At 56.9% G+C, this 24,797-nt stretch carries 42 protein-coding genes, 1 tRNA gene and 1 pseudogene; 21 read left to right on the plus strand and 23 right to left on the minus strand.

The annotated features are described in order from the left end of the window. Positions 1-24: 24 nt before the first annotated feature. Entirely contained in the window at positions 25-480 is a 456-nt protein-coding gene (locus tag AO240_RS10320) for a lysis protein (RefSeq protein ID WP_099236449.1), read from the minus strand. Next, positions 477-932 carry a structural protein P5 gene (locus AO240_RS10325; RefSeq protein ID WP_099236450.1) on the minus strand — a complete coding sequence of 152 codons (456 nt, stop codon included), beginning with the start codon at positions 930-932 and terminating at the stop codon, positions 477-479. The genes AO240_RS10320 and AO240_RS10325 overlap by 4 nt, the downstream gene beginning before the upstream one ends. A 75-nt stretch (positions 933-1,007) precedes the next feature. Here AO240_RS10325 and AO240_RS10330 point away from each other — a divergent pair, with 75 nt between their 5' ends. After that, on the plus strand, positions 1,008-1,217 hold the full coding sequence (locus AO240_RS10330) for a hypothetical protein (protein WP_256585919.1): 210 nt from the start codon (positions 1,008-1,010) through the stop codon (positions 1,215-1,217). A gap of 59 nt (positions 1,218-1,276) precedes the next feature. After that, positions 1,277-1,477, plus strand: coding sequence for a hypothetical protein (locus AO240_RS10335; protein WP_099236451.1), 201 nt, complete (start codon positions 1,277-1,279; stop codon positions 1,475-1,477). Here AO240_RS10335 and AO240_RS10340 read toward each other — a convergent pair. The 4 genes from AO240_RS10340 to AO240_RS10355 all read right to left on the minus strand — a co-directional run bounded on the left by AO240_RS10340 (position 1,464) and on the right by AO240_RS10355 (position 3,169). Further along, positions 1,464-1,907: a proteasome subunit beta gene (locus AO240_RS10340; protein ID WP_099236452.1), complete on the minus strand. Its 444-nt coding sequence runs from the start codon at positions 1,905-1,907 to the stop codon at positions 1,464-1,466. The genes AO240_RS10335 and AO240_RS10340 overlap by 14 nt on opposite strands. Positions 1,908-2,259: 352 nt before the next feature. Continuing rightward, a complete protein-coding gene (locus tag AO240_RS10345; protein WP_099236453.1) occupies positions 2,260-2,451 on the minus strand; it encodes a hypothetical protein in 192 nt (63 codons plus the stop codon). After that, positions 2,448-2,798 (minus strand): hypothetical protein, encoded by a 351-nt coding sequence (locus AO240_RS10350; RefSeq protein ID WP_099236454.1) that lies wholly within the window; start codon positions 2,796-2,798, stop codon positions 2,448-2,450. The genes AO240_RS10345 and AO240_RS10350 overlap by 4 nt, the downstream gene beginning before the upstream one ends. Beyond that, positions 2,798-3,169, minus strand: a complete 372-nt coding sequence (locus AO240_RS10355; protein ID WP_099236455.1) for a chemotaxis protein — start codon at positions 3,167-3,169, stop codon at positions 2,798-2,800. Before AO240_RS10355 ends, AO240_RS10350 begins: the two co-directional genes overlap by 1 nt. Before the next feature lie 90 nt (positions 3,170-3,259). Here AO240_RS10355 and AO240_RS10360 point away from each other — a divergent pair, with 90 nt between their 5' ends. Both AO240_RS10360 and AO240_RS10365 read left to right on the plus strand, forming a co-directional pair. Further along, positions 3,260-3,439 (plus strand): type II toxin-antitoxin system HicA family toxin, encoded by a 180-nt coding sequence (locus tag AO240_RS10360; protein WP_099236456.1) that lies wholly within the window; start codon positions 3,260-3,262, stop codon positions 3,437-3,439. Positions 3,440-3,492: 53 nt separating this feature from the next. Beyond that, positions 3,493-3,921 carry a transcriptional regulator gene (locus AO240_RS10365; protein ID WP_099236457.1) on the plus strand — a complete coding sequence of 143 codons (429 nt, stop codon included), beginning with the start codon at positions 3,493-3,495 and terminating at the stop codon, positions 3,919-3,921. A 96-nt stretch (positions 3,922-4,017) separates the two neighbouring features. Here AO240_RS10365 and AO240_RS10370 read toward each other — a convergent pair whose 3' ends face one another. Together AO240_RS10370 and AO240_RS28535 are read right to left on the minus strand one after the other, a co-directional pair. Further along, positions 4,018-4,233 (minus strand): hypothetical protein, encoded by a 216-nt coding sequence (locus tag AO240_RS10370; RefSeq protein ID WP_054919610.1) that lies wholly within the window; start codon positions 4,231-4,233, stop codon positions 4,018-4,020. 134 nt (positions 4,234-4,367) lie between these two features. Beyond that, a tRNA-Ser gene (locus tag AO240_RS28535) sits at positions 4,368-4,453 on the minus strand. Positions 4,454-4,885: 432 nt separating this feature from the next. Here AO240_RS28535 and AO240_RS10375 point away from each other — a divergent pair. After that, a complete protein-coding gene (locus AO240_RS10375) occupies positions 4,886-5,074 on the plus strand; it encodes a hypothetical protein (protein WP_099236458.1) in 189 nt (62 codons plus the stop codon). A 141-nt stretch (positions 5,075-5,215) separates the two neighbouring features. Here AO240_RS10375 and AO240_RS10380 read toward each other — a convergent pair whose 3' ends face one another. The 14 genes from AO240_RS10380 to AO240_RS10445 form a co-directional block, all read right to left on the minus strand. Then, the gene (locus AO240_RS10380) at positions 5,216-5,449 is read right to left on the minus strand and encodes a hypothetical protein (protein ID WP_143505355.1); all 234 of its coding nucleotides are present in this window, start codon (positions 5,447-5,449) and stop codon (positions 5,216-5,218) included. Between the two features lie 247 nt (positions 5,450-5,696). Further along, on the minus strand, positions 5,697-6,083 hold the full coding sequence (locus AO240_RS10385) for an antiterminator Q family protein (protein WP_099236460.1): 387 nt from the start codon (positions 6,081-6,083) through the stop codon (positions 5,697-5,699). Then, positions 6,080-6,367: a hypothetical protein gene (locus tag AO240_RS10390; protein WP_099236461.1), complete on the minus strand. Its 288-nt coding sequence runs from the start codon at positions 6,365-6,367 to the stop codon at positions 6,080-6,082. Before AO240_RS10390 ends, AO240_RS10385 begins: the two co-directional genes overlap by 4 nt. Continuing rightward, on the minus strand, positions 6,364-7,737 hold the full coding sequence (locus AO240_RS10395) for a replicative DNA helicase (protein ID WP_099236462.1): 1,374 nt from the start codon (positions 7,735-7,737) through the stop codon (positions 6,364-6,366). Before AO240_RS10395 ends, AO240_RS10390 begins: the two co-directional genes overlap by 4 nt. Continuing rightward, complete coding sequence (locus AO240_RS10400) at positions 7,734-8,531, minus strand: ATP-binding protein (protein ID WP_099236463.1); 798 nt, start codon at positions 8,529-8,531, stop codon at positions 7,734-7,736. Before AO240_RS10400 ends, AO240_RS10395 begins: the two co-directional genes overlap by 4 nt. Beyond that, a complete protein-coding gene (locus AO240_RS10405; protein WP_099236464.1) occupies positions 8,515-9,318 on the minus strand; it encodes a helix-turn-helix domain-containing protein in 804 nt (267 codons plus the stop codon). Before AO240_RS10405 ends, AO240_RS10400 begins: the two co-directional genes overlap by 17 nt. Beyond that, positions 9,315-9,551 carry a hypothetical protein gene (locus AO240_RS10410; protein WP_177445809.1) on the minus strand — a complete coding sequence of 79 codons (237 nt, stop codon included), beginning with the start codon at positions 9,549-9,551 and terminating at the stop codon, positions 9,315-9,317. The genes AO240_RS10405 and AO240_RS10410 overlap by 4 nt, the downstream gene beginning before the upstream one ends. Further along, on the minus strand, positions 9,548-9,976 hold the full coding sequence (locus tag AO240_RS10415) for a hypothetical protein (RefSeq protein WP_099236465.1): 429 nt from the start codon (positions 9,974-9,976) through the stop codon (positions 9,548-9,550). The genes AO240_RS10410 and AO240_RS10415 overlap by 4 nt, the downstream gene beginning before the upstream one ends. Further along, on the minus strand, positions 9,973-10,569 hold the full coding sequence (locus AO240_RS10420; RefSeq protein ID WP_099236466.1) for a hypothetical protein: 597 nt from the start codon (positions 10,567-10,569) through the stop codon (positions 9,973-9,975). The genes AO240_RS10415 and AO240_RS10420 overlap by 4 nt, the downstream gene beginning before the upstream one ends. Then, entirely contained in the window at positions 10,566-11,408 is an 843-nt protein-coding gene (locus tag AO240_RS28930; RefSeq protein ID WP_099236467.1) for an ORF6N domain-containing protein, read from the minus strand. Before AO240_RS28930 ends, AO240_RS10420 begins: the two co-directional genes overlap by 4 nt. Beyond that, the gene (locus AO240_RS10430) at positions 11,408-12,127 is read right to left on the minus strand and encodes a hypothetical protein (protein WP_099236468.1); all 720 of its coding nucleotides are present in this window, start codon (positions 12,125-12,127) and stop codon (positions 11,408-11,410) included. Before AO240_RS10430 ends, AO240_RS28930 begins: the two co-directional genes overlap by 1 nt. After that, a complete protein-coding gene (locus AO240_RS10435; RefSeq protein ID WP_099236469.1) occupies positions 12,124-12,432 on the minus strand; it encodes a hypothetical protein in 309 nt (102 codons plus the stop codon). Before AO240_RS10435 ends, AO240_RS10430 begins: the two co-directional genes overlap by 4 nt. Beyond that, a complete protein-coding gene (locus AO240_RS10440; protein ID WP_099236470.1) occupies positions 12,429-12,854 on the minus strand; it encodes a hypothetical protein in 426 nt (141 codons plus the stop codon). The genes AO240_RS10435 and AO240_RS10440 overlap by 4 nt, the downstream gene beginning before the upstream one ends. Positions 12,855-12,995: 141 nt before the next feature. After that, positions 12,996-13,289 carry a YdaS family helix-turn-helix protein gene (locus tag AO240_RS10445; RefSeq protein ID WP_099236471.1) on the minus strand — a complete coding sequence of 98 codons (294 nt, stop codon included), beginning with the start codon at positions 13,287-13,289 and terminating at the stop codon, positions 12,996-12,998. 14 nt (positions 13,290-13,303) lie between these two features. Between AO240_RS10445 and AO240_RS10450 the strand changes: the two genes are divergently transcribed. The 12 genes and pseudogenes from AO240_RS10450 to AO240_RS10505 all read left to right on the plus strand — a co-directional run bounded on the left by AO240_RS10450 (position 13,304) and on the right by AO240_RS10505 (position 21,272). Then, entirely contained in the window at positions 13,304-14,092 is a 789-nt protein-coding gene (locus tag AO240_RS10450; protein WP_371918616.1) for a S24 family peptidase, read from the plus strand. A 134-nt stretch (positions 14,093-14,226) separates the two neighbouring features. Beyond that, positions 14,227-14,466: pseudogene (locus tag AO240_RS10455) on the plus strand (response regulator transcription factor); the annotation flags it as partial. Positions 14,467-14,667: 201 nt separating this feature from the next. Next, positions 14,668-15,120 (plus strand): hypothetical protein, encoded by a 453-nt coding sequence (locus AO240_RS10460; protein WP_099236473.1) that lies wholly within the window; start codon positions 14,668-14,670, stop codon positions 15,118-15,120. After that, entirely contained in the window at positions 15,117-15,566 is a 450-nt protein-coding gene (locus tag AO240_RS10465; RefSeq protein ID WP_099236474.1) for a hypothetical protein, read from the plus strand. Before AO240_RS10460 ends, AO240_RS10465 begins: the two co-directional genes overlap by 4 nt. After that, complete coding sequence (locus AO240_RS10470) at positions 15,554-15,835, plus strand: hypothetical protein (protein WP_099236475.1); 282 nt, start codon at positions 15,554-15,556, stop codon at positions 15,833-15,835. The genes AO240_RS10465 and AO240_RS10470 overlap by 13 nt, the downstream gene beginning before the upstream one ends. Then, complete coding sequence (locus AO240_RS28640) at positions 15,832-15,999, plus strand: hypothetical protein (protein WP_177445810.1); 168 nt, start codon at positions 15,832-15,834, stop codon at positions 15,997-15,999. Before AO240_RS10470 ends, AO240_RS28640 begins: the two co-directional genes overlap by 4 nt. Next, positions 15,992-16,636, plus strand: a complete 645-nt coding sequence (locus AO240_RS28935; RefSeq protein WP_256585922.1) for a hypothetical protein — start codon at positions 15,992-15,994, stop codon at positions 16,634-16,636. Before AO240_RS28640 ends, AO240_RS28935 begins: the two co-directional genes overlap by 8 nt. 159 nt (positions 16,637-16,795) lie before the next feature. Beyond that, positions 16,796-17,974 (plus strand): Arm DNA-binding domain-containing protein, encoded by a 1,179-nt coding sequence (locus tag AO240_RS10480; RefSeq protein ID WP_099236476.1) that lies wholly within the window; start codon positions 16,796-16,798, stop codon positions 17,972-17,974. A gap of 128 nt (positions 17,975-18,102) precedes the next feature. Then, positions 18,103-19,179, plus strand: coding sequence for a hypothetical protein (locus AO240_RS28345; protein ID WP_143505359.1), 1,077 nt, complete (start codon positions 18,103-18,105; stop codon positions 19,177-19,179). Beyond that, positions 19,176-19,691, plus strand: a complete 516-nt coding sequence (locus tag AO240_RS10490) for a hypothetical protein (RefSeq protein WP_099236478.1) — start codon at positions 19,176-19,178, stop codon at positions 19,689-19,691. The genes AO240_RS28345 and AO240_RS10490 overlap by 4 nt, the downstream gene beginning before the upstream one ends. A 488-nt stretch (positions 19,692-20,179) precedes the next feature. Further along, positions 20,180-20,440, plus strand: a complete 261-nt coding sequence (locus AO240_RS10495) for a DUF6124 family protein (RefSeq protein WP_099236479.1) — start codon at positions 20,180-20,182, stop codon at positions 20,438-20,440. Positions 20,441-20,903: 463 nt separating this feature from the next. Continuing rightward, complete coding sequence (locus tag AO240_RS10505) at positions 20,904-21,272, plus strand: hypothetical protein (RefSeq protein ID WP_099236480.1); 369 nt, start codon at positions 20,904-20,906, stop codon at positions 21,270-21,272. On the opposite strand, the gene AO240_RS10510 is transcribed toward AO240_RS10505, so the two are convergent. Continuing rightward, the gene (locus tag AO240_RS10510) at positions 21,269-22,123 is read right to left on the minus strand and encodes an exonuclease domain-containing protein (protein WP_099236481.1); all 855 of its coding nucleotides are present in this window, start codon (positions 22,121-22,123) and stop codon (positions 21,269-21,271) included. The genes AO240_RS10505 and AO240_RS10510 overlap by 4 nt on opposite strands. 330 nt (positions 22,124-22,453) lie before the next feature. Here AO240_RS10510 and AO240_RS10515 point away from each other — a divergent pair, with 330 nt between their 5' ends. The 4 genes from AO240_RS10515 (at position 22,454) to AO240_RS10530 (ending at position 24,723) form a co-directional block, all read left to right on the plus strand. Beyond that, on the plus strand, positions 22,454-22,774 hold the full coding sequence (locus AO240_RS10515) for a hypothetical protein (protein ID WP_099236482.1): 321 nt from the start codon (positions 22,454-22,456) through the stop codon (positions 22,772-22,774). Positions 22,775-22,835: 61 nt separating this feature from the next. Then, positions 22,836-23,618 (plus strand): energy transducer TonB, encoded by a 783-nt coding sequence (locus AO240_RS10520; RefSeq protein ID WP_099236505.1) that lies wholly within the window; start codon positions 22,836-22,838, stop codon positions 23,616-23,618. Between the two features lie 9 nt (positions 23,619-23,627). After that, positions 23,628-24,317, plus strand: a complete 690-nt coding sequence (locus AO240_RS10525) for a MotA/TolQ/ExbB proton channel family protein (protein WP_099236483.1) — start codon at positions 23,628-23,630, stop codon at positions 24,315-24,317. A 1-nt stretch (position 24,318) separates the two neighbouring features. After that, the gene (locus AO240_RS10530; protein WP_099236484.1) at positions 24,319-24,723 is read left to right on the plus strand and encodes a biopolymer transporter ExbD; all 405 of its coding nucleotides are present in this window, start codon (positions 24,319-24,321) and stop codon (positions 24,721-24,723) included. The last annotated feature ends 74 nt before the right edge of the window (positions 24,724-24,797 follow it).

A 24,797-nucleotide genomic window follows, 5' to 3' on the forward strand; every position in this document is an offset into this window, starting at 1 on the left:
GCGTGAGTATCGTGGTGTGCGGTGTTACTGCTTGGGCGCCTGGCAGAAGGTGTTGATGTAATCCTGGGCGGCGCGGAGCGCTATCAGTCCTTCGTCACCGTCGTTTGCGATGGCGACAATTCTTTCTCCAGCCGCTGGGTCAAGTTCGGCTCGCGCTTTTTCATGACCCAGGCCGGAGGCGGCGGTGGTGCTTCCCACTGCGGGACAGGTGGCTTCGACTGACAACCGGCGAGCGCCAGTACCAACAGCAGTGCGAAGACGCTGATTATCGGCTTGGGCATTCTCCAACTCCTTTGTGTGGTCGGTGTCGAGCTGGGCCAGCAGTCGCTGAGTATTCCGGCGAGAATCTGCCGCTTTGTTCAGGGTCGTAACCAGGGATTTGGCGGTGGCCAAGTCCTCAGACTGAGACTGGATGCGCTGATAACCGCCGTAGATGATGATCAGGCAGCCGATCAGGGCTGCGATCAGATAGCGGATCATGACAACGCTCGGCGGAGCCCTTCCGCTAAAACGGCCTCTGGATAAGCGAACCCTGCGCATTCATGGGCGATGATGCTGGACACCATTACGCCCAGCGTTGCCGGCTTCCGGACGTCGATCACGTCATTGGCGCTCACGCCCAGGCGGCGGGCCACGGCCGCAATATAGGCCTCGGTGTTGTTCTCGTTGCCTGGCGCCCATCTGGTGATGGTTTCGCGCACGGTGTCGATGCCTGGGCCGCCCACGCCGGGCATACCGTCTTTGCCGCGGTAGTTGATCAGCAGCTTGCCCAGGGCTCGAATGCCGTTCTCTGGTTTGTCAAAGCGTGCAAACCGTGGGGATGGCACGCCGATTTCCAGCCCCAGCTGCCCTTGCCAGGCATTGCGCGGGTTGTAGTCGATGTTCCCGGGGTTGTTGTTGCGCACGCCGCGTGTGTTGGGAGTGGTAGTCATACCAAATCTCTCAGGCTTGAATTAGTGGCGCAATGCCGGTATTGATGGATGTCAACTCATCGCAAGGACGAACGCATGCCAATAGCTATCGATAAACTCACTGAGCTTGGTGGTCATCGCTACAGCGCACTACCAGATGATCAGAAGCGCGCTTTAGCAGTCGCGGCGGCTCTTGAGGTTATCTGCGCCAAGGCCTCGGGCGCAGATGCGACAAGCCTGAAAGTCGAATTCGGAAACCTTTCGACATACGCAGACCAAGTCCAAGAAGCGTTGAAATCGAAGTGATCAAGCCGTGCCGCACTCACCTGCGGCACACCTACCATTCACCATCCCCGAGACGAATAATGCACAAGTACGAATTGACCTATGAGCACATGAATGCACCAAAGACAATTCACGGAGAGGCGCCTGAGCGGGTTGATGCTCATGAGCTGCTGATGAATGTGAAGCTGGGTGGCAAGGCTAGCCAGATCGTCGGGACCGATAGTCTTGAGGAGTCTCTAGAGCGTATGCGCCTTACCAACGTCTGCGTTACCTGGCTGTAGAGTTCTCGGCAACTACTACAGTGCGAATCGTGCCGCCGGTGTAGATGTCTCGCTTCATGGCGGCGCGCATAGCCTCCTCCGCGCTTGCTCCCATATCCATTGCAGCCAAGGCATATGGCGCACCACTGCCCATAGCGTCCGGGTTCGCTGGATCAAGATCCTGTTTCCATATCCCGGTCGTGTCGTCGTGACCGATCATCATCAGTTTGCCGCCGTCTACGGTATAACCTGAGCACTCCACAGGAACTGGCGATGGAGTACCGAAGTAAGCAGCGATCAAAGCCTTTTCATCGCATACGGCACCCGACAGGAAGAAGCTCACACCGTCCACAACCACGCACTTAGGCGCGCTGTCGGAGACGATGCGATCGTTACGGACCTGGCGGCCGTCATAGGCGATGACGCCGTCTTTGTAGGCAATGGTCGTCATTGATGCCTCTATCTCGGATTGAAATGCCGGGTGGATACCGGTATTGATGTTGATCACCCGTTAAGAGTTACCAACAGCCATGGATATCGTATTCATCGTTCAGCAGAGGCAGCGAGTCAGAGCTGTAGTTCAGGGTAAGCGAGCAGGACAACCGGTAGAGCCACTTCCGCTCCAAGCAAAATGTTACAAGGCTGTCGACACCCGAACTGGCGACTACCGTGGCGAGTTCGATACCGAGGCTGAAGCCCAAGCGCTTTGCAACCGACTGAACGCCCAGCTACCGCAGAACCAGCCACGATAGTTGGCAAATTTCGCGCCACGATTCGGCGCATTCGAAAACGTGGCGCGGATTTCAGCTCGACTGCCTTATCTTGCTGACGATGGATTGGGCAGACTCCCGCACTTCTGTCTCGCGGCCGTCAAAGGTGCGGACAATTGCGTGGATGCCCCGGTATTGCGTGCTGGTTGAGGTCTCTTGCACATGAGCGATGGCGCTGGGCGCGAAATAGTGGCTGTAACCATTGTGGTCAGTCAGTTCGATCATGGCCGCTCCTCAGTCTGTGCCCGCGTCAGGGCTTCACCGGCCTTGTCAGCCGCCTTGCTCGCCGTGTCAGCTGCTTGGACGGCAGTGTGTGATGCCTCTTGCACCTTCACTGCGGCGTCCTGGGTCTTCTCGGCCAGGTTGTCTAGGCGCAAGTCACGCTTGCCCAGGGCTGCTACGTAGGCGGCGCGAACTTCAGTGAGTTGCTTGGTGTGTTCAGTGGTGGTTGACCACACGCCGGCTTGCCAGCCCAGGGTTGCTCCTCCGACCACCAGCAGGAGGGCGATTAGCCAGATCTCGACCCGACGCCACCAGTGGCGGGCGATGAATTCCATTGCGCATCTGTCCATCAGTTGTCGTCTCCCAGTTTCGTGCGCAGGCGCGCAATCTCAGCGCTCTGCGTGGTCACCTTCTCGGTCAGGGTGGCGATCTGACTGGTCAGCGCCTCAACCTTCCCTTCCATCCGCCCAACCGCTGCAGCCAGCTCGTTACGTTCTTTGGCGAACTGGTCAGCCCGGGCCTCGGCCTCTTTGCGAGCGGCGCGCTCCTGATTCAGCAGTTCGTTTAGACGCTTGAGCGTTCCGATGTCGGCGCTATCCATTGCGCGGTCGGTTGCATCTTTGGAGAGGAATCTCCTCAGCCATAGCAGGCCGCCGAGCAACACAGTGCCGGTACCGCCCAGCCATGCGAACGTCCCTGGGCCGAGGTCGTTTGGGTCCATCCGTCTCTCCACAAAAAAGAACACTACAAAAGTGTTGTAATACTACAAATATGTTGTATCATGATCTTACCCCAACAACGAGGCGAGGTGATGAAGTTCAGCGAGTTCAGACGATGGTTGAAGGCCCAGGGGGTGACCTTCGAAGCTGGCAAGGGAAGCCACTTCAAAGTAACCGCCCCAAACGGCAACAGGACCACCTTCGCGGATCACGGAAGCAAGGAAATGCCCGATCCGACCCGCAAGGCGATCATTAAACAACTGGGGCTCTGATGAGCCCCTTCACCACATCTGCACGCTGAACTATCACCTCCAGAGGAGTGACCATGTACGACTACGCAATCCGCTTCGAGCAGGACGACAGCGCTCCCGGCCTGGCCGTGTTCTGTCGTGACCTGCCAGAGCTGAACAGCTACGGCGACGACAAAGAACACGCGATCCGTGAAGCGCTGGATGCGATTGAAAGCGCGCTGTCCATCTACGTCGACGAGCGCCGGGCTATTCCAGAGGCATCCGCCGCGCAGCCGGGCGAACACGTCATCCACTTGCCTGCGGTGACCGTGGCAAAGATTGTCCTGTGGAACTCGATGATGGATCGGGATATGCGCAAGGCCGACTTGTGCCGGCTGCTGGGCGTTCACCAGGCCCAGGGGGATCGCCTGGTCGACTTCCTGCACACATCGAAGATGGAGCAGATGGAAAACGCCTTGGCCGCTCTCGGTAAACGCCTGTCGGTGTCTGTCGAGGCAGCCTGAATAGGTGCCAGGGCGAACCCTGGCGGTTTGTGCTTATGTGTCGTCATCTCGACGATACGGCACGTCGCTGCAACGCCTCTCGGCGTGGCGGTGAAATCACCCCTGTTCGGGATTCAGTGGCTGAGCAACTGCCGCCGCGGTGGTGACGGTCACTGAGCCTTGGTACATCGTTTTCAGCTCCGCGACGTACACGGGCTGCTTGGGCGCCTGCTGGACCATCTGTTCAGCACGGGCGTTCGCCTCATCCTCGGTCGCGAACTGCGTTTGCAGCGGCGAGTTGGGAAAAGGCTGAGGGATCACTACATATGGCATGGTTTCACCTACTGAGTTTGCTGACGGGGACTATCCCGAATAAAGCGAATAGGCGCGGGCAACCGGACGCGATCCATGCTGCTGATCCGGCCTTTGCTCATCCTTGAGCACTCACCCACATAAAACTCGTTGATTGGCGGAAGGCGGAGGAGTCGAACCCCTACCGTTTCCAGCAGCACCGGGTTCAAACCGGCTCGCCTACCACTTGGCGCCGCCTTCCAGAAACGCAAAACCCCGCACGATGGCGGGGCTCTTGAATGGGAGCAGGTGGCTGGTGCAACTCTCCAGCTCTGGTGGGGCAGATCGCCGGGTCACGTACCCTGCCCTCTCATCGCGTAGCCGCCCATTGTCCGCACGGGATTAGACGACGCCTCTACCGACTTAGCCCAGCTGCCTGGGCGATAACCTGCATAAAACGATCGGGCATTAGCTGCGCAATATGCGCAATTCCAATCCCCTGCAAACTACACACAACCCGCGTAGCGTCTGCTTTTGCGCAAACTGCGCAGGTGCGCACCAACTGCGCAGAACTGCGCAGAACTGCGCACCCTGGCTCAATGTATGTTGATACAGATGGCGACACTGTCAGATCGCTGAACGGCCACATGCTATCGTTCAGTTTCAACACCGAACGAACCAGGGAGCATCAGCGATGAAGGTAAGCGTTAAGTGCAAGAAGTGCGGCAGTGACCAGTTCGAGGTTCCGGCCAGACCGACAAACTCCTCGAAAATCACCTGCGGCAAATGTGGCGCCGTCGAAACTTACGGTAACGTCATCAAGGCTGTTGGCGACAAGGTCACGGAAGACTTGAAGCGGCAACTCGGGAAAATGTTCAAGTGACTAGCTTAGACGAGTGGGCGTACCAGGTCCTAAACACCCTCTACGCTCACTTCCATATCAAGCTTTTCCATACAGCCTCCAGAAACCAAAAAGCCCAGCGTAATGGCTAGGCTTTAAGGCTGTTTTAACAGGGTGATTCCGCTATCTAGAGCTCAGCGCATCCAGAAGATCGTGGCCTGCCCATGTCAAATGATAAAACGTTGGCTCGTTTGAACAACCAACCTCATCGCCGATTAGACTGGGGTTGCGCCCATGGCAAAGAAGATATCCCGCGCCCACCAGTAGATCTAGGTGATGAATCAAATCAATGTAGCCATCACACTGGATAGCCTGTATGCCGTTTTGGGTGCCCATTAACGAGTTGATCAGCAGCATTGATGAAATGCCTGCTAGATCTTGGTGTTTAGCCACGGTCTGCAAGATACTCAGCGCTAAATTTAGGTTCCTTTCCATGCGTTCTAGCCTCAGTGATGAGCGGGTAATTGCACTCCAGCATCACTGTAAGCGAAGAGTCGCCGACAAAAAACCCCAGCACACAGGCTGGGGCCATTGTGTGTCTCGTGACGTTGCAAGCTGGACACGCTGCTATAAAAACAGGTCTTTATCCGTACGGAAAGACTTTTTAAGCCTCATCGGAAGAACGATCCATTGCTCCGTCGATCCAGGCCACGCCAGCCTTGATCAGCTCCCATGCCTTGCGCTCAGACATCCCACTCTCTCTCGCGATGCGATTGGCTGGCCATTTCGCCCCAAAGTAAAACCAAACAAAGTCCCCCATCTGCTGCTCTCGCTTGGTAAGCCTGGCAAGCGTGCCATCCACGATAAGTGCGACATCGTCATTGATGACGTAGGTTTGAGTACTGGGCTGCGGATTGAATTGGTCCATAACCGCCGCGATTTGAGAGACGTACCGAGGAACACCCATCCCCGCCATCCGCCAAGAGCCCCACTGCTCCAGCAGCCACTCGGTATCGCCCAGAGGTTTATCAACGTACGTGCGCTTCTTCATGCTGCTTTCCTCGGATCTGGATCACTCAGGCCAAACAGGTCGCGCAGCAACCGGTCAGCAGGTTTGTTCTTTGCGTTGCCCTCAATCAACCAGCGCTGCCCGAAGTCATGGAACTCGATCTGAGCCCGGCTGCCGTGCCAGCTCGCAACCATATCCAGAAGGTAAGCCAGAGCGCTCGGCCCGCCGACCTTGACTTTGGCCAGCTCCTCACCAGCGATCTTCAGAAAGCGCCGCTCCAGGTCGCTCATACTCTTGCGCGGTAATGCCGCCGTGACGTTACTCATGAATTCTTCCTCCCTTTGTACTGATCGGCGAAGGGGCGGTTGATCTCCACCTCTTCCTGGGTGGGCTCACGGCCCGCAAAGTTGACGAAGCGGGCGAACTTGCCCTGCTGCTGAACGATGCATGAACCCACTGGTGCGTGCCTGCACTTGGGCATGAGCAACTCAGTGGCACCGTTCTGGCCCTCCTCGCTGTCCATGTCGCGGTGGACCAGGATGATGCAGTGGGCGTCAGCCTCGATCTGGCCGGAGTCGCGCAGGTCGGAGGCGATCGGTTTCTTGCCCGGGCGCTTAGTTGAATCCCGGTTGAGCTGGGCCAGCAGGATCACAGGCACTTCAAGCTCCTTGGCGATGTTGACGATGCCCGTCGAGATCTTGCCCAGTTCCGCGGTGCGGTTGAACGCCTTGCCGTCGGAGCCAATCAGGCCGATGTAGTCGATCACCACCACGTCGAGACCGTGCTTGCACTTGACCTGTCGGCAGATGCTTCTGATCCGCGGTACGGTCAGACCCGACTTGTCGCTGACATAGAGCGGCTTATCCATGATCTTGTTGACTGCGGAGGTCAGGCGCGGCCAGTCGTCGTCCTCCAGCTTCCCGTTGTCGAGCAGCTGCAGGTCTATGCTGCCAAGTGAAGCGAGCGCGCGGTTGGCCAACTCCTCCTCGGGCATCTCCAACGAGAACACCATGCCGACGCCAAGACCGGTACAGGCGATATGCTGGGCGATCTGCAGACCGAGCGTTGTCTTGCCGCTGCCCGGTAGGCCGGCAACGATCGTCACGGTTTTTTTGCGCAGCCCACGGATCAGCTTGTCCAGATCGACCAGGCCGGTGGAAAGTCCCGACTGCACGCTCCCGTTGTACTTGGCGTCGATGATGTCAATGTTGCGGCTAACGACCTCATCGATTCGCTTGTAATCGGGCTCTCCGGTATCTAGGTCGCGTAGATCGGCCATGGCCTGCTGGGCGCTGGCGATAATCTCAGCCACTGGCCGGTTTTCGTTCGCCGAATCGCGCACGGCGTCGGCGGCGTCAACCAAGCGCCGAAGTACTGCCCGCTCGGTCACTGTCCGAGCATATGCCTTCCAGTTGGCGGTGCTGGGCGTGTTCTTCGCCAGTTCCGCAGCGTAAGCAATGGTTGTGCCGCCACTCGGCAAGACCGGTTTGAAGTCGTGAAGGGTGACGGGGTCTACGGGGACACCGGTGGCGTGCAGGTCAAGCATCACCTGGAACAGCGCCGCGTTTTCCGGATCGTGAAAGTCTGCCGTGGTTACAGCCGCGGTGATTGAGTCGAACAGTTCGCCGTCCAGCATCAGCGACCCAAGCAGCGCGTGTTCAGCCTCATCGCTGTACAGCTCGCGGTAGTCGTTCATACGCGTCCCCTCGCCGATTCCCAAGTGAAGCCGACCAGCAGCGCCTTGTTCTCGCGCAGCCGGTCAAGGGCGCGCTCACCGATGTACTGGCTAAGGCCTTGGGCGTTGAGGTTAGACACCACCACCGTCGGGCGGATCAGGTTGTACCGGCGATCAAAAACCTCATGCAGGACCGACAGCTCGTAGTGGGTGCCTGCCTGGGCGCCGACCTCGTCAATCACCAGCAGGTCAAAGCTGGCCAGCTCGTTGATTGCGTCACCCTCGGTGTAACCGGCATCTCTTACCATCGAGCGCTTGAACACGCGGATGATCTCGGCGGCGGTGGTGATCACCGCCACGGCCCGGTGCTGGCGAACGACGTGCTGGACGATGCTGCTGGCCAGGTGCGTCTTGCCGTTGCCGACGTTGCCGCACAGCAGTAGGTTGCGGCCGGCTTGGAAGTGCTCGCCGAAGTTGTCGGCGTAGGCCTGGCAGGTTTCCAGCGCCTGGGCCATCGCCGGGGTGGTGCCGCTGTAGGTCGCGAAAGTGCTATCGGCAAACCGAGGTGTGATGCCAGAGCCCACAAGCGCGCCGTTGACGCTTTCGGCTTGCATGTTAGCCAGCGCCTGCGAATGTTCTTCGCTGCCCTGCGGCGCTACGCGCAGCCCGTAGTACTGGCATTGCTTGCACGGACGAGTAGCCATCGAGCCGTCGAACTGCTCGACCTCGGAACGATCAATCGAACCGTGGACTGGGCACTCACCGGCGAAGACGCGCTGCTCAGGTTGGCGGCGGAAATTAGAACGCTGGGCCATTGCCGTCTCCTTGGTACATATCCGGGGTGTGATTTGGAAGGTTGTTGAATGCGGATGGCTTGCCGTTCTTGGCGCCAGCACCAGGCAGCACCGATTCCGGGTAAATGTCCGACCAACTGCTGGTAGTGGACTTATCCAGCACCGCATCGGGTTCCGGGTGGTTGGCCAGCTTCTTGGCGATCAGTTCGCAAGCACGCAGGGTCAGCGGCGCACGCTTGGCCTTCCGCATTTCACAGAAGTCAGCCCAGGCTTGGTCCGATGCGTTGGCCGGCTTTGCAGTCAATGGGTCGAACTTCTGAGCTTTGCCCTTTCCACCCCTCTCCGGTGCCTTGGCGCTTTCTTTTTGGTTAAGGATGGTTAATGGGTGGTTAATGGGTGGATTGGGTGCACACGGTGCACCCCGTTCTGTCGTGGCGTGCACCCCGTTCTGTTCTGGCATGCACCCCGTTGCGTCGTCAGGTGCACCCCGTTCAGAGCGGGGTGCATCCTGTGCACCCCGTGAAAGGTCAATGTCGTAGCAGACAGGAACACGATCGCGCTGGGAGATATAAGCGGCTGCAACGGCCTGATTTCCACGCTTGATCAGCCCAATCGTCTCCAGTTCACGAAGCCGGTATTGGACGGTGCGCGGGGCCAGACCGGTATCAAGTGCAAGACTCGAAACGGCAGGGAATGCAGCGCGCCCTGACTGATCGGCGTAGTTGGCCAGGCACAGCAGCACGTGCCGCGTATGCGAATCGGTGACCAGCTGCTGGGTCAGCGCCCACGACATGGCTTGGACGCTCATATATCCAGCTCCCGTGTTACCCGGGCAATGAACGCGTCATAGCCCTCGGTCATGACCACGCCGCGATCCTCCAGCGCGCCTCGTGAGGCCTTTGCCATGGCGTAGACCTCCCAGCGGTCGCGCTCAGACAGATGGCGGCAATTTGAATAGTTCGGCCATGGGCCGGCTAATACCTCGCAGGTGCCGGACTGAACCGTCGCGACCGCAGTGGTTGACTCCATTGGAGTGGTCATGGGCGCACCTCCGGGGCTTTGCCGGTGGCATTGCAGCGCGGGCACGGCTTAAACCGATTACCGGTATCGCAGCCCCAGCCGGCAAGCCACATGCCGGAGCCCGCGCAATCGTGGCACTTTCCGGTCTCGCTCTCGTAGTCAGCTTTGGCCTGATCGTGCTCAGCTTGGGTAACCACGCACTTTGTGATTGTGCAGTCGCGCCAGGTAAGTTGACCCTTACGCTCTCCGCTCTTGAGCCGTCGCGGAATGCCGCCCTCGACCACACAGTCGTGGGTGTCGCCGATCATCTCGAACTTGCACCAGCGCCATTCGGGCGGCTGGTCAAGCTTCTTGCGAGCAACTACGTTCAACCAGTTCGGCGGTAATTCCGGTTCGGGCTTCACGTCGACCAGTTCCAGCAGGTCAGATGGTTTGAGGTTGGTCATTGCAGAGTCTCCGGGCCCGGGGCATTTGCCTTGGTCATGTCATCGGGAGTACCGCCGGGAGTGGCGCCGGTCAGACTTTCGATCAGCAAGCTCAGCGCATTCATCGCGTCGAGCGAATGCGCGCGCGCCATATCAAGCTCCACCAGGTGAGGGGAATTACCCTTGATGTGCTCAAGCACACGGCTGACATAGTTGAAACCAGCCCAAGCCAAGCTGAGGTCAGGAATGCCGTGGAACGCTGTTTTCGGCAGAGGGCCGCACGGGGTTGGCCTCAATGGGATCGGCAGCGACTTGATCTCAACGCCGCCCATCAGGCATTGCCTCTCCTGATCCAGGTGATCCGCCGAGACCTTCTGCGCGTCGTGCCCGGTTCTGCGCCGAAACATGATCGCGAGAGCCATGCATGCCTCCATCAGTCCGACATGGGTGTCGTCACGTTCGTGGATCTCGCCACCCTCAGAAACAGCCTCGACTGCATCAGCCAGTTTTTCGAAAGACATCAACAACAGTGCCGCGTCTTCGAACTTTTCGAAGTGGGCCTCGTTGATAATTTCCACGGTCTGAGTCGATGGAGATTCGGTAATTTTGGTCATTGAGCATCGCCCCCGTCGTACTTGGCCAGGGTGTGCCGGCCATCCCATTTCGATTTCATGGTGAGATCGCCTTTCATGTAGAGCTGATGCAAGCGGCAAGCGCCGTCGAGCAGCAGAATCAGGTCATATTTGATGAATGATTCAACGCCTTCGGCGCTGATCTTCCGAGGTCGCTCCGTCAGGAACCGGTCACGTACGCGGCTGGCCACCCTGTAGCGAGGCTTGCTGTTCTCATCGGTAGCGGCGTTGTAGATCCAGCCCAGGCGCATCAGTGAGCTGTTCACCTGGGAGCAATTGACGCCGTTCAGCCGTTTGCAGAACTGCGTCGGGGTCTCTCCGGTCATGAACAGGCTTTCCAGGCTGGCGATGGTGTCGGCCTGCTGCTTGTTCTCCAGCAGCAAAACTTCGTTCTGCTCCTCAAGGTCGGCAGCAAGGCGCATAGCCTCTGCCCGGGTCTGCGGCACAGTGAACGGTTGAGGACGGAAGTAGCTGTTCACCAACTGCCGCTGGACGGTCCAGGCCAGATCATCGGTCAGCGACTTGACCACCATCAAGTAGCCCTGCTCTGTAAGCACGGTGAGGCCCCGGTTAGGAACCTCAATTCCAAAAGTACGAAATCCGTCAGCCTCAGATTTCGGGATCAGAAAGTAGTCTTCCCCTGAACGAAACCGATCTCGGTTGTCGGAGAAATTTCGTTTTGCAGTACCCTCTGGGCGCTCATGCACCTGGTCGATGATCGCGAAGGTAACAACCCGGTGGCCGCGATACTCCACGATGGGAAGCCGAATATTGTGAATGGTGATGACGGCATCGCCGCCATTGAGTGGGGTGATAGTCATCAGTAAGCCCTTGAGCGAGAGTCGCGACGGTAGTTTCTTGCTCTGGAGCGCGCATGGACGACCGCGCTCGCCGAGACACGAGTGCCGATGAACGAAACCATAGAGTCGGTCATGAGCATCACCTCAGGAATATGCAGGTATTGGCCTACCGGGAGTTTGCGAGGCTCGCGCCGAACCCTGGGCATATGCTCATCCATCAGGGCGATATCGGCGGCGACCTCCTCCTGAAGGCTTTTGCCGAGTTCGCACAGTGGCACTGGCTCACCTGGGCGAATCTGGCTCCAGGCATAGCGGTCAGCTAGCACTTCGTTGATGCTGCGGATCGTTCGCTCACAACGCGTTCTTACCTGGCTATCCTCAATGCGCGCCGGCGCCCAATAGCAGAAGTTGTCAACGCGGTGCCCGATTTCATGAGCAACGATGAACGGGTAAATTTCGTGATCCTCAAGAACGGACCAGTCGATTTCAGGCCGCTGATTACCGCGCAGTCGAGCGGTTTCCACACTGGTTGAAAGCTGGATGCCACAGCCCTCTGTGAACGCGAGCTCATCTGCAGAAACATCCAAGCACACCAGCCTGGCGCGAGGATCGAAGATGCCCCAGCAATTGCCGAGGGCGCGGAACGTAGAAAGGCTTAGTGAGCAACCGGCCTGCTTGGCCTGCTCGGCGAATGCCCGGTACTGGGTGCGGGTGAGGCGAAGCGTGGTGTCGGTTTTCATGGCCGCACCTCGATATCAATACCGGGCCGACTACCGACGACGCCAAAGGAGGCGCCGAGGTCTCGGTGGCGCATAAGGAAATTGCCACTGAAGATGCGGATTTGCTCAAGATGGCGGGCGATATCGCAAGCGGGCCCATCCTCTTGGCGGCACAGCATGGTGTCGAGCAGGGGCTGAAGGATGCGCGACAGCTTGTCGAACTCCTCCCGAGCAAAGTTCATGCTGCACATCTGCTGTGCATCCAGCAGCACGGCACGCAAAGGCTCGCCGGGAACGTGAGCGGGGACGGGCAAAGGAGTGTTCATTCGGCCTCCTCCGCATTCCGCGCCACGTTTTCGGATTGCGCGTTTTGTGGCGCGTAACCTTCATACGGCCCGAACTGCCCGAGGCGTGCCATGAACTCATGGCCGGGGCGATCCGCCGAACGAACCGACTTGATCATGTCGGTTACGCGGGATTCCATTCGGAGGAACCTCTCAACTTCGTACTCTTGCCCTGCGATCCACAGTATGCGAACAGGGTAAGGGGCCACTTCCGGCTCGATCATCCCCTTCAACTCCCAGGCTAGAGCCTCGTCTTGAACGCCTGGGTATGTGCGCTTGATACCGGCGTCTTCATAGATGACTTGAACTTCGTAATAGGTGAACCCGCGGCGCGCCTCAAAAGGCTGCCTTAGGGGCAGGTGTTGCGCTTTAGGGGGCGCGGTGGTATTTTTTGCGTGCGACATATCTCGTCCTCCACAGACGAAGAAGTACCAAAGCCACCAGCTCCACACTGGTAGCGACTAAGAACCCGCCTCCACAGCGGGTTTTTTATTGCGCGGAATAAGTTCAGCCGGACATCAAAAATTGGAACGGTTGGTGCTGTTTCATGGATGCCCCTGCCAAGCACTGGATGGATTAACAGATGGATTGCCGGACTGCCCATGAGGCGTCGCGTCTGTCATTATTTGGTTCAAGGTTGGCGCAGCTTCTGGATACAGGTCCGGCCGCAGTTCATGGCGGTGGACGCCAGTCACGCTCTCAATCAAAACGACATGCCGCGCGGGAATGCCGCGAACTTTCCAGTAAGAAACGGCCATCGGCGTCACACCTGCCAATTTCGCAAGCGCAACGGCTGATCCCGCAGCAGCAATCGCTCGCTCAAGCGGAGAAGAATTCATAGGCACACCGATGCATGGTTATAAACGTAAATCAACAATACGTTTATTTAATAAACATCGCAACCCCGGTAAACTTTCCGTTTATGAATACTCAACACTCTGGCACTCGCCTCAAAGAAGAGCTCCACCACCAAGGAATTGCGCAGGCCGAATTCGCAAAATCCATGGGTGTGAGCGCTCAAACGCTCAACAACTGGTTTGTCCGAGGGGTACCAGGACGCTGGCTCATTCCTGTCGCCCAGATGCTCAAGATCGGCATTACTTGGCTGAATACAGGTGAAGGCCCGCGACATTTATTTGGGAAGGGTGAAGCAGGAATGGACTTGCAGCACTTGCGTTTGTGGGACGAGCTGACCCCTTTGGATGATGATGAGGTGGAGGTCCCTTTTTTACAGGAGGTAGAGCTGGCTGCTGGCGCGGGGCGATTTTCAATCGAGGAAAGCTCCGACTCAAATCTTCGCTTCAGCAAAAAAAATCTGAGGGAAAACGGCGTTCAGTTTGATCAGGCCAGGTGTGTAACCGTTCGCGGAAATAGCATGATGCCAGTACTCCGAGATGGGGCTACGGTGGGCGTAAACATTGGTCGGCGTAGCGTCGGTGAACTAACAGATGGAGAGCTGTATGCGATCAACCACAACGGACAGCTTCGCATTAAACAGGTGTACCGCTTGCCGACCGGCATCAGGCTGAGAAGCTTCAACCGAGAGGAGCATCCCGACGAGGAGTACACGTTCCAGCAAATGCAAGACCAGGAGATCAGCATAATCGGCCACGTATTTTGGTGGGCCATGTACGCGAAGTAGTCCGTCCTCCTCATCCAAGCCCGCCCAGTGCGGGTTTTTTTTGCGTTTTCAAAAATACCATAAACAAAAATGTTGATTTGTTTATAAACATATTGTTTACTTACTCCATCGCATATCAGCATGGAGCTTCAGAAATGACCACCAACACCCTCATCGCCGGTAACTGGCAAGGCTCGCTCAAGAAGGGCCTGGCTCCTCGTGAACTTGAAGCCACGCTGTTGGCTGCCGCCGACTTGACGGTGAAGGAGATCGGTCGGGTCATGGGCATCAGCCCTAGTACCGCTGAGAAGCGACTTGAATCCGCCCGCTTCAAATTGGGCGTTAAGACAATGCGTGGGCTGGTCATGGAGGCATTCAAGCGTGGGCTGATCAGCTCGTGCCCGAACGGACCTGACAAGCAGAGCAACGAGCAGGAAGGCATTTTCCTAGCCTGACAGGCGCAGCACCACGACTTACCCAAATTCTGTTTTACGCGAATGCCAAAACCGCCGCCGGGATTCGCTCGGCCTGAAAAAAACGATCGCGCGACTGATGACCCGAACCACCACTACCTAAATCAACTGCAGGAGCTGGACATGGAACGTAAAAAATTCAACCTCTGGAGGCTGCTCCGGAACGTGATCATCGGAGCAGTTGTGGCCGCCGTTATCAGCGCTGTGTTGATGGAGACTGCGCCCGATGTCGTCAGTCCGTCGTGCGGCGAAAACGCGATGTTTGCGTTTTTGTTTACTGCGCTTTCCGCTGGGATGTACGGAATTTTCGCGGTACTTGGCCTTGCAGATACGGTCGAGGTCAAACGAACAGCAGAGAAATCCTCGGTAGTTGAAGGCTCGATGCACATCGACGACCGAGTGAAGATGGCAGCCAATGCCAAGCGCTACGAGTGGCTTCGCGACCGGGACCGCGTAACCGACATCGACACAGATCTGTGCGTGGCTCGCGACGAAACCGTGTACTTCGGGCACGACCTGGACAAGAACGTTGACGACGCAATACGGCTGGCGCGCCTTGAGGGGTTGCACCCATGACGCTGGCCCACCACTACACCAGTGTGTCCCAGCACCTGCCCTTGATCCTCGACTCCGGCGTGCTGCGACCTTCAAATGCTGGGGGCCGGGAAGGCGAGCCAGCACTGCTGTGGTTTTCCCACAATCACTCTTGGGAGGTAACAGCGGGAAAGGCCGTGATGCATCGCGGGAAGCTCAAGCTGCTGAGCATGCGCCAACAGCACGATAGCTTCGGTTGCGCTCGCTTCAGCCTTCCTGCTGACGATATACGCCTCATGGAATGGCGGGAAGCCTGCCAGCACGCCGGAATTGGCCGCGATGAACGTCGAGTCATGGAGCGCAGTGGCAAGAAGCGTGGCGGCACGTCCTCCGATTGGCTGGCCACAGCAACACCTATCCCGCTCTCGGAGCTGACCTGCGAAATATTCAACGGCGAAACCTGGGAGGTATTCACATGCGCAAATTGATACTCATGATCCTGGTGGTTGTGGTTGGCCAGGCCAATGCCGACCAGCAGTTGATCGACGTTCAGCACGACAAAGTGCGCGGCGTCACCTGCTGGATCATCGCCGGTACCGGCATCAGTTGCCTGCCGGACAGTTCGCTCCTACAGACGCCCACCAGCAGCACCACCGACGAAAGTCCGACGGCACGGGCTTCTCTGGCAAATTCCATGTGCCAAAACGAGCAATTGGGCACCACCCCGCTCCCACCGGAAAAGGGGTTCCAGCTATGAACCGTCGCAACGGGCCGGTGGGCCAGCGCCTGATCGAGCTTTTCAACGCCCTGCAGCGCCGGGATACCACCTTCGGCCAGATCTACACAATGTCGGCATCGTGCGGCATCGACGCGCGCCGGGTGCTGGCTGACCATTTTCAGCGAGGCGTTGGCCATGACTGACCTAATCTGTCGTAAATCTATGACCCGCTGCCTGACACCGGGAATGTGCTCGCCACACGGCGGCTGCCAAACGCCAGAAGTGGCGCCAGCATTCCGCGCCCTACTGGCCGAGCGCAACTCGCTGGCCTACCTGCTCAAGCGCTTTGTAGATGGCGAGCACGACCAAGACGAGAACCAGGCCGAACGCCACATGTACCACGACGAGGCGCAGACCTTATTGGCGTACCTGGGCGGAGATCTCCCGGGGCATACCCTGGTGCCGGCCGAAGCTTTGCGAGCGCTGGCTGTTGAACGAAACAAGGCGATTGATGACTACGACTACCGCGCAGACCTAGGGGCCTACTTCGGGCTTTCCTACGCAAGCTGGCTGACCCTGCCACGTGTGCTGATGGAAGCTATGCCAGAAGATTGGAAGCGCAATATTGCAGCGCTGCTGCACCGGTACGACGACACCTACCCAAACCAACCGGACTACGGCACGACCGTTCGCGTGATAGTTGACGGGAAGATGGTAAAGACGCCGGGCTGGCTGATCAATTACCGACACCCGGACCTAGCAATGATCAATGAGGTGCGTGCGTCGGTCGCGACACCATCCACAGATAGCGAAAACGTGTCGCGGCACGAAGAGCGGTGAAGCTATGCGCTATGTGACCGTCAGGAAATTTGCCAGCGAGTCTGGCTACACAGAAGACGCGATCCGCTCAAAGATCCGTGACGGGATCTGGCGGCTCGGTGAGATATGGATCAAGGCGCCGGATGGCCGGACGCTACTCGATGTAGAGGGATACGAATCATGGGTAGAGGCGGGAGGGGAGTTAGGGCAGTCTCCGATTCGAGTATCGAAATCACGTTCATGTATCGGGGCGTCAGGTGCCGCGAGCGGATCACGCTCAAGCCCACCGCCACTAACCTGAAAAAGGCTGAGCAGCACAAGGCCGCGATCGAGCACGCGATATCGATCGGCACCTTCGATTACTCGGTGACCTTTCCAAGATCTGCCCGGGCGGCGAAGTTTGCGCCCGAGGCATCCCGAGAGACGGTGAATGGATTCTTGACCAGGTGGCTGGCTGCCAAGGAAAAGCACGTCGCCAGTAGCACCTTCGACGGTTACCGGAAGCTGGTCACGCTGCGCCTGATCCCAGCACTGGGCGACACAATGCTGGTGGACCTGAAGCGGAAGGCCGTACGCGACTGGCTCGACACCCTGGAGGTGAGCAATAAGACGCTCAGCAATATCCAGAGCTGCCTACGCTCCGCGCTGAACGATGCCGCCGAGGAGGAGTTGATCGAGTTGAACCCGCTGGCTGGCTGGACATACTCGCGCAAGACCGCGCCGCCGAAAGAGGATGATGTCGACCCGTTCAGCCCCGAAGAGCAGCAGGCAGTTCTGGGCGCACTCTCCGGCCAGGCTCGCAACATGATGCAGTTCGCCCTCTGGACTGGCCTTCGCACCAGCGAACTTGTGGCGTTGGACTGGGGCGATATTGACTGGCTGCGCGAGGAGGTCATGGTGAGCCGAGCGATGACCCAGGCCAGCAAGGGGAAGCCGGAAACCACGAAGACAGCCGCCGGGCGCCGAAGCGTGAAGTTGCTCCGGCCCGCACTGGAGGCGTTGAAAGCGCAAAAGGCACACACGTTTCTGGCTGACGCTGAAGTCTTCCAAAACCCTCGCACACTGGAACGCTGGGCCGGCGACGGACCGATCAGGAAGACCATGTGGGTGCCGGCGATGAAGAAGGCTGGCGTCAGATATCGCCGGCCCTACCAGACTCGGCACACATACGCCTCGATGATGCTGTCCGCTGGTGAGCACCCTATGTGGGTAGCTAAACAGATGGGGCACACCGACTGGACAATGATTGCCAGGGTCTACGGCAGATGGATGCCAATTGAGAACATCTTAGCCGGAGGCAAGGCAGAAGCAGCTTTCTTCTCTACGGGCGCAGACCCGTTCGGCGATGCAGCCAATTAGAGGTTATGGCGAAATGCGATAGACACTGCTAGATTGAGCCTCCGCGCCCACGAATCATTGCTCAGTATAGAAGCTCCGCTTATGTACAGCAGGAACATGGACAGGAATTATTTAATAAGGAATTAGCCATGCTGCAGAGCGGATATTTAAACTTTTTTAATGTTAACAAATGTGGGCTCTATCGAATCTCACGTTCGGAAGCCCAAGGCCTCGACCTAGCAGAAACTTTTGCACATTTAAAGAAATGGGTTGACGAAAGAAACTTTGACGCAACAAATCCTTGGGACCCAAAAACACATCGTAATAAACCCGCTTGCTACGCCCACAAAATCACACGTCATGGGAAAACCGGCGATTTCCTATTAACACTTTGGAAAGGTGAAAGCGATAAGCAAGGTCCATTGTACGGTATATCTGTAAACCCAGACGGTACTGTCGATGAGGCTATCAAGCAAACCCAAGTTAACAGCAAAAAGCCAACGATATGGGGCCGCCCATGCTACTACTGGGTTATCCCCGAAATAAACTGTGTTGCTTCAATTAAGTTTGAAAACTCCCGTTGCGACTCGGCAATGTTCCAAGAATGGGTTTCTGGCTGTATGAATTATAGAGTGGACCTTCCCGAGTACAAAAAGGTCGAAACCGTTACAGGCTTGGTAAGAATTCAGTTCCCCGAGGTCAGGGAGGATAACGGACTTCAATATAAGCATATCTATAGCTTTGATATGAGCCTAAAGACTATCTCTACAGGTGCTGCGAAGCTTACCGATTTGGCGAGAAGCGTAACGCACATTATTCGCAGAGAAACCGTCTCCATTAAAAGCGTTGACCAACGAAGAGGCTGGGCAAAACTTTTTAAACGCTTTGAGGTTCCTTTTGTATCCGCTGAAGATCAAACGAGCCGGCGAGTCGAACTCAGGGTAGAGGCCAAGCCAACCCTTGAGGAAATCAAAGAGATCATAGATCAGCACGCAGCAGAGCATGATGCACCGGGATGGGAGGATACCGGATTCATCACAGACAAATCCGGAAAAACTGTGTGGGCAGGATCTTTCAGAATCAGCGAAAACATTTCGGTGGATGACCAAGGAAAGGCTATAATAGATTCAGAAAATTTATTCCGCAAAATCTTGGAGAACAGAGATAGATATATATCTCCGATCATCAAAGACAATGCCTTAGCCGCAACAGGCACAGACTCATGATATGGAAGGTATTTATTATATTTTTGGCCGGTGCAGCAACCACTCTGGTTGCAGACCAGCTTAACTTAAAATTCAGCTACACCGACTTCAAAGATTATTGCAATACGCTTTTGGCTGTCTCAGGAATGGTATTTACAATTATGGGAATTTGGATCGCGTTTATTTATCCTAATGCAATAATGCGACTACAAGACCCAGTTAAAATCAAGACTGCACTTTTCTCAAAGACTATGCAAGACACTCGCCGACTCGAATCCATAGTTGGATCGGTAATGGGCTCTGCCTTTGTTGCAAGCGCGATCACGCTGATATTCCTTGCAAAGTTGATCATTTCCGGGACCCCTTTTTATAGCGAGTACTCAGCTGTGATTAAACATATCGCTTTGGGCTCCGTAGTGATGCTTTCCCTAGTACAGGCTAGTGCAGTATTCGCCGTGATTTATTCAAATTATCTATTTGTAGATGATTTACATGTTCGACGTGAATCTAATGAGGGAGACAACGATTTTTAAATCTAAGCCTTTTTTCACAATGACAGCAAAATGGCAGCTTGAAGGCTGAAAGCCTCGTAATACGCGGACTGGACGCGGGTTCAAATCCCCCCGGCTCCACCAATTCGAAGCATCGACAGAACCCGCCCAATGCGGGTTTTGCCGTTTCTGGAGATTGAAAAGCCCCCCCAGCAGCCAAGCCCTCGGATTCTTCCTACGAAATGTCGAGCCATCGGTGAACTGGCGCATGCTCCAAAATTGGCGCTAACTTCCCTTCGTCGCTGCCCATCAGCGACCGGCTTTGACAGGCCGAAAAGTGTAACCTGTCACACCCCTTGATTTAGCGGCATGCTTTGCGTGTTCTGTCTCGTTCATGGCGGCTGTGCGTGGGGCATCCTCGGGTGCGCCGGGTTCCTACACTTCCGGTCTGTCAACCCGCGTACAGCTGCCACCCATTCCTGTTTGACAGCAGGCGGTGTCAGCTCCTCAAACAGTGTGGGAGCTTCATCATGAAAAAAATCACGCCCAATCCTCCAGCTACTCTCTTCAGCATAAATGAAAGCGCGAATACCGAAACACTTCTGATCCAAGCCAGCGAAACCCTCGCCTCACTGGACGCAATCATCACTGATCTGGCCTTCGAGCTTGAAGGCGTACACCGTCAAAAGCTGTTGGGCAGCCAACAGTTAGTGGTCTTGGGAACATTATTCATCGAGCGTTTGCTGGCCATACTGGTGCCCATCAACAACGCAAAAGCATCCTCGCAGTAGCACAACAGAAAAAGGCCGAGTCGCGTGACAGCAACCCGGCCTTTGGAAACTCCGAAAGCATTCCAAAAACTCTGCGTTCAAAGCGGTTAACTGTTCCCCAATGCGGTGACCCGACGCTAAACTCGAAAACGTCTATCTCTGTCCCAGGCCCGTCGACTTTCGAAAATCAGTCGACAGCCTGGCTGCCTTGGTCGAGTTGGATATAGAGTGGCAGCGTTCGGGCCGATGCTTTTCGTCTTCCTCTAAGAACTCCGCAAAGGCGTTAAAATCCTGTACGGAGAGCACAATGCATTTTACCTTTGGTCCAGGCACCTCGAGTCCGCGCATTTCAAAACCTCGCCAGACCTCAGTCACAAAGCTGGTACGTCCATGACGCGGTTTTTACGACAACATGGTCAGCCATCAGGAGTAATGCATACTTGGCACCCCCAACTCAGGTGCGAAAAAAAAGGAGCAATGAGAGATGATCGTTCGACGCAATATCAGTGAGCCTTTAAGAACCGGGTTGAGTCACGAGGAAATGTGGAGCAGCTCAGATCAGGGCTTGATCACTTGCCGGGAAGTTGGCCGCAAGCGCGCTGAGGAGAAACCGCAACTCGCGGCTGGATGCAAGAATGGGGAGCTTCCAGTGCTTGGATGGAAAGGCGGTGTAGGTCGCCAGTTGCTCAAGCTTGAAAAATTTGGCTCGCTCAAGTACCTGGCACAGTGGCAAGGCCTACGGGGAGAAGACCTCGACGTTGACCTAAAGACAGAGCGCACACTTGTTTGCACGAAAACGAAAATGACTGTGACCTTTACGCCGGACATAGCCAAGTACCTTCTGCCTGTCTAAACCAACCGTAGCAGTGCCTTAAAATCGCTTTCCCCCAATATGCGAATTTTCTGCCCTTTAGAAATTAACTCCTCTGCTTTGACATGTTTCGAGCTCTTAATCTTTCCAGCCAATCGGCTGATGTCCTGATCGCCAACGATTAAAAGCGTGGTCTGTTTGGTCACGCCTGCACCCACCTCACAGCCACTCGCAGCTGCCATCTCTGAAGCATCCCGACGCGATATAGATAGCGCCCCGGTGAACACAACTACGTTTCCAGCCAGGACGCCATCCTGCACCACTGTGAGGCCTTCGGTAGTGCGTAGCGCTGGCGACAGGCGGCGATCAGCGATGGAACACCATTCAGCAGCGGAGGAGCCTGTGTGAGCTATGGCGCGAAGTAGTATTTCGCCAGCCGCACGCGCATCTTCAAGTGCGTCGTGGTGTTGAAAGGTAACGCCGAAAGTAGATGCTAGATTTTTCAGCCCATATCCTGATCGGGAAAATTCACTCCATGCTCGGCGCGCCACTCGCGCTGTATCTAGCCAAGAGCAGTCAAAGTGGTCCAGGCCCGAATTCTGGCAAGCTCTCTGCGTAGCAATCCGGTCAAAAGGCATGTGGCTGGCAACAATCTGGCCCGTCACAAATGGAAGGATCCGAGGATAAACCTCCGCCCAAGATGGGGCGCTTGCGATCATGCTTTCATCAATTCCGTGCACAGATACGTTCATCGGGTGAAAGTAGTCGTAAGGGTTGACCAGCGAGCTCCAGGACTCGTGAAGCACCCCGCCCCGGAATACTGCAATCCCTACCTGACAAATGCTCGCTAGATTGGGATTAGCGGTCTCAACGTCAATGACAGTAAAATCCATTTTCAACTCCGGATCGACGAGCAAGGACTAGACCTCGCTCAGGTGTGCTGATATTACCCCTGAGACTCTACATCCCCAGCATCAGAGGTGTGCCGGGTTCCTTGATTCCTGGTCTGCTAACCCGCGTACGGTCGCCACCCTTTTTGTTTATCCGCGATGCATGACGACTCCAGCACCGTTACGATCACTCAAAATATCGCCCCTTAAAATCCTGCTGATCAAAGCCTGCTAAATTCTCTCGTCGTTGACGCCATCCTCAATGCAACAAAACCGAAACATGACTGCGCCATATTATAACCCATAAAGAGTAGTAATATTTCGGAGCAGTCAATGCCGTTATTCCTGCCTGAGCATTGGGTATGGGACTTCTGGTTCATCCAACACGAAGACCACACGCACCTGTTCTATCTACCCGTTCCACGCAGCCTCAACGACCCCAACCTACGCCACTGGAACGTGCGGATCGGCCATGCGCGGTCTGCGGACTTGCGCAATTGGGAAAACCTGCCGGATGCACTCTGGCCGGCAGCCACGCCGAGCAGGGACGATTACACCACATGGTCGGGCTGTGCGGTTCGCGCTGAGGCAGGGCATTACGAGCGGCGGGCCTTTATGCGCCGCTACGTCATAATTAATACACATTACGCGTAGTAATATATTTGTTCCGGCCTCCGATTACGACTAAGCACGTTGTTCACAGATGGGTATTGCCATGCTTTCGCATTGTTTATCGCGCCGCCCGCCGTCGCTCCGGGGCGGGCCAGCCACGGGTGCACTGTTGTCGCCGGCGGTATTTGCTGCGCTGCCGATACCCGACGCTAACCGCCCCGCCGTTAGATGGCAGGTGTATGTGTTTGGCGTGGTCGTGGCGGTGGGCACTCATATCGCGCTGTGGGCGTGGTTGCAAACCGATCGACCGGCCAAGCCACTGGAAGAACCCGCCAAGCCCCTTGCGATCGCTATGCAGATGGTCGCGCCGCCGCCTGCAACGGTTGCGCCCGCGCCTGAACCGGAGCAGCCACCTCCACCACCTCCGCCGCCAGTGGAACAGCCGCCACCGATAGCCAAGCCGCGTCCGCAACCCAAACCTGTTGCCAAGACGATGCCCCGACCTGCCGAGCCCAAGCCTGTCGCCGCCCCTGTGCCGCCAAATGCTGTGCCCACCAAGGATGCCGCGCCAAAGCCTATCGCGGCGCCTGCACCGTTGCCGGTCACCGGCCCGGTGGGCCGAGCGGGCTACCTGAATAACCCGGCGCCGGCCTACCCGCCTGCGGCAGCGCGCAGGCATCAGGAAGGCACCACGCAATTGCGCGTGCACGTTATGCCCAATGGGCGACCCGACACTGTGCAGATCGCTGCCAGTAGCGGCTCCCCTGCGCTGGACGAGGCGGCATTGGCCGCCGTTCGCCAGTGGACGTTCATTCCCGCTAAACGTGGCGATACGGCCATTGATGGCTGGGTCACCGTGCCGCTTGAGTTCAAACTATCTCGTTGAGGTTTTGCCATGACCGATTATTCAACCCTGATTCACCAGGCTTCCATGGGCATTTTGCTGCTGTTTTCGTTGGCTACCTGGGCGTTGCTGATTGCCAAATGGGTTCAACTGATCAAGCTGCGCCGCCAGAACCAACGCTACACCGAACGCTTCTGGTCGACCGCCAGCTTCAAGGCGTCTGTGACCGCCGAAGAGCATCAGGGGCAACTGGCGCGGTTAGCCAGCGCCACGCAACTGGCGCTCAGCAAAGGCCGCGAGGGGCCTTGCCCGGTGGATGGCTGGAGCCGTCAGGAAGTGCTCCAGCGCTCACTGCAAAAGCAGATTCACAGTGAGCGGCATGTGATGGAGCACGGGATGATCGTGCTGGCGTCGATTGGCAGCACAGCGCCCTTCATCGGATTGTTTGGCACCGTGTTCGGCATCATCCATGCGCTGCAAGCGATCAGCACCGCCAAGTCCGCCAGTATCGCGGTGGTGGCGGCGCCGATCGGCGAGGCGCTGATCGCCACGGGCTTGGGTATCGCGGTGGCTGTGCCGGCGGTGTTGGCCTACAACCTTCTCGGTCGTCGCCTGAAACTGATAACGGCCGACCTCGACAGCTTCGCGCTTAACCTGATGAACCGCGCGCAGCGCCATGGCTTCGACCTAGGCGACGGGCACCTCAACGACACCCAGCGCCAACTGAGCGGAGCAGCCTGACATGGCCTTCACTACGAGCAACGACGAGGGCACCATCAGCGACATCAACATCACCCCTTTGGTCGATGTGATGCTGGTATTGCTGGTGGTCTTCATCGTGACGGCACCTTTGCTGAATAACGCTATCCCGCTGAATCTGCCGCAGACCGTCGCCACGGCGACCCTGGACGATAGCAAGCCGGTGGCGATCAGTATCGATGCCGCAGGCAGCGTGTTCATCGATGAAAAACAGACGCCGCTCGATGGGCTCGAGCAAGCATTGGTCGCCCTTAAATCCCAAGACCCCGAGGTTGCGCTGACACTGCGTGCCGACACGCTCACGGGTTACGGCCGCGTCGCTCAGGTGCTCGCGCTGGTGCAGAGGGCCGATATCGCCCGGCTGTCGGTGATCACGCAAAGTCAGTAACACCCGGCTGGAACGACTTAATGGCAACTCCCTGAGTTGCACACGTTATTTACGTTGGCCCGTGCTGACTTCAG

Source organism: Pseudomonas sp. ICMP 460 (genome assembly GCF_002723595.1).
Taxonomy (GTDB): domain Bacteria; phylum Pseudomonadota; class Gammaproteobacteria; order Pseudomonadales; family Pseudomonadaceae; genus Aquipseudomonas; species Aquipseudomonas kitaguniensis.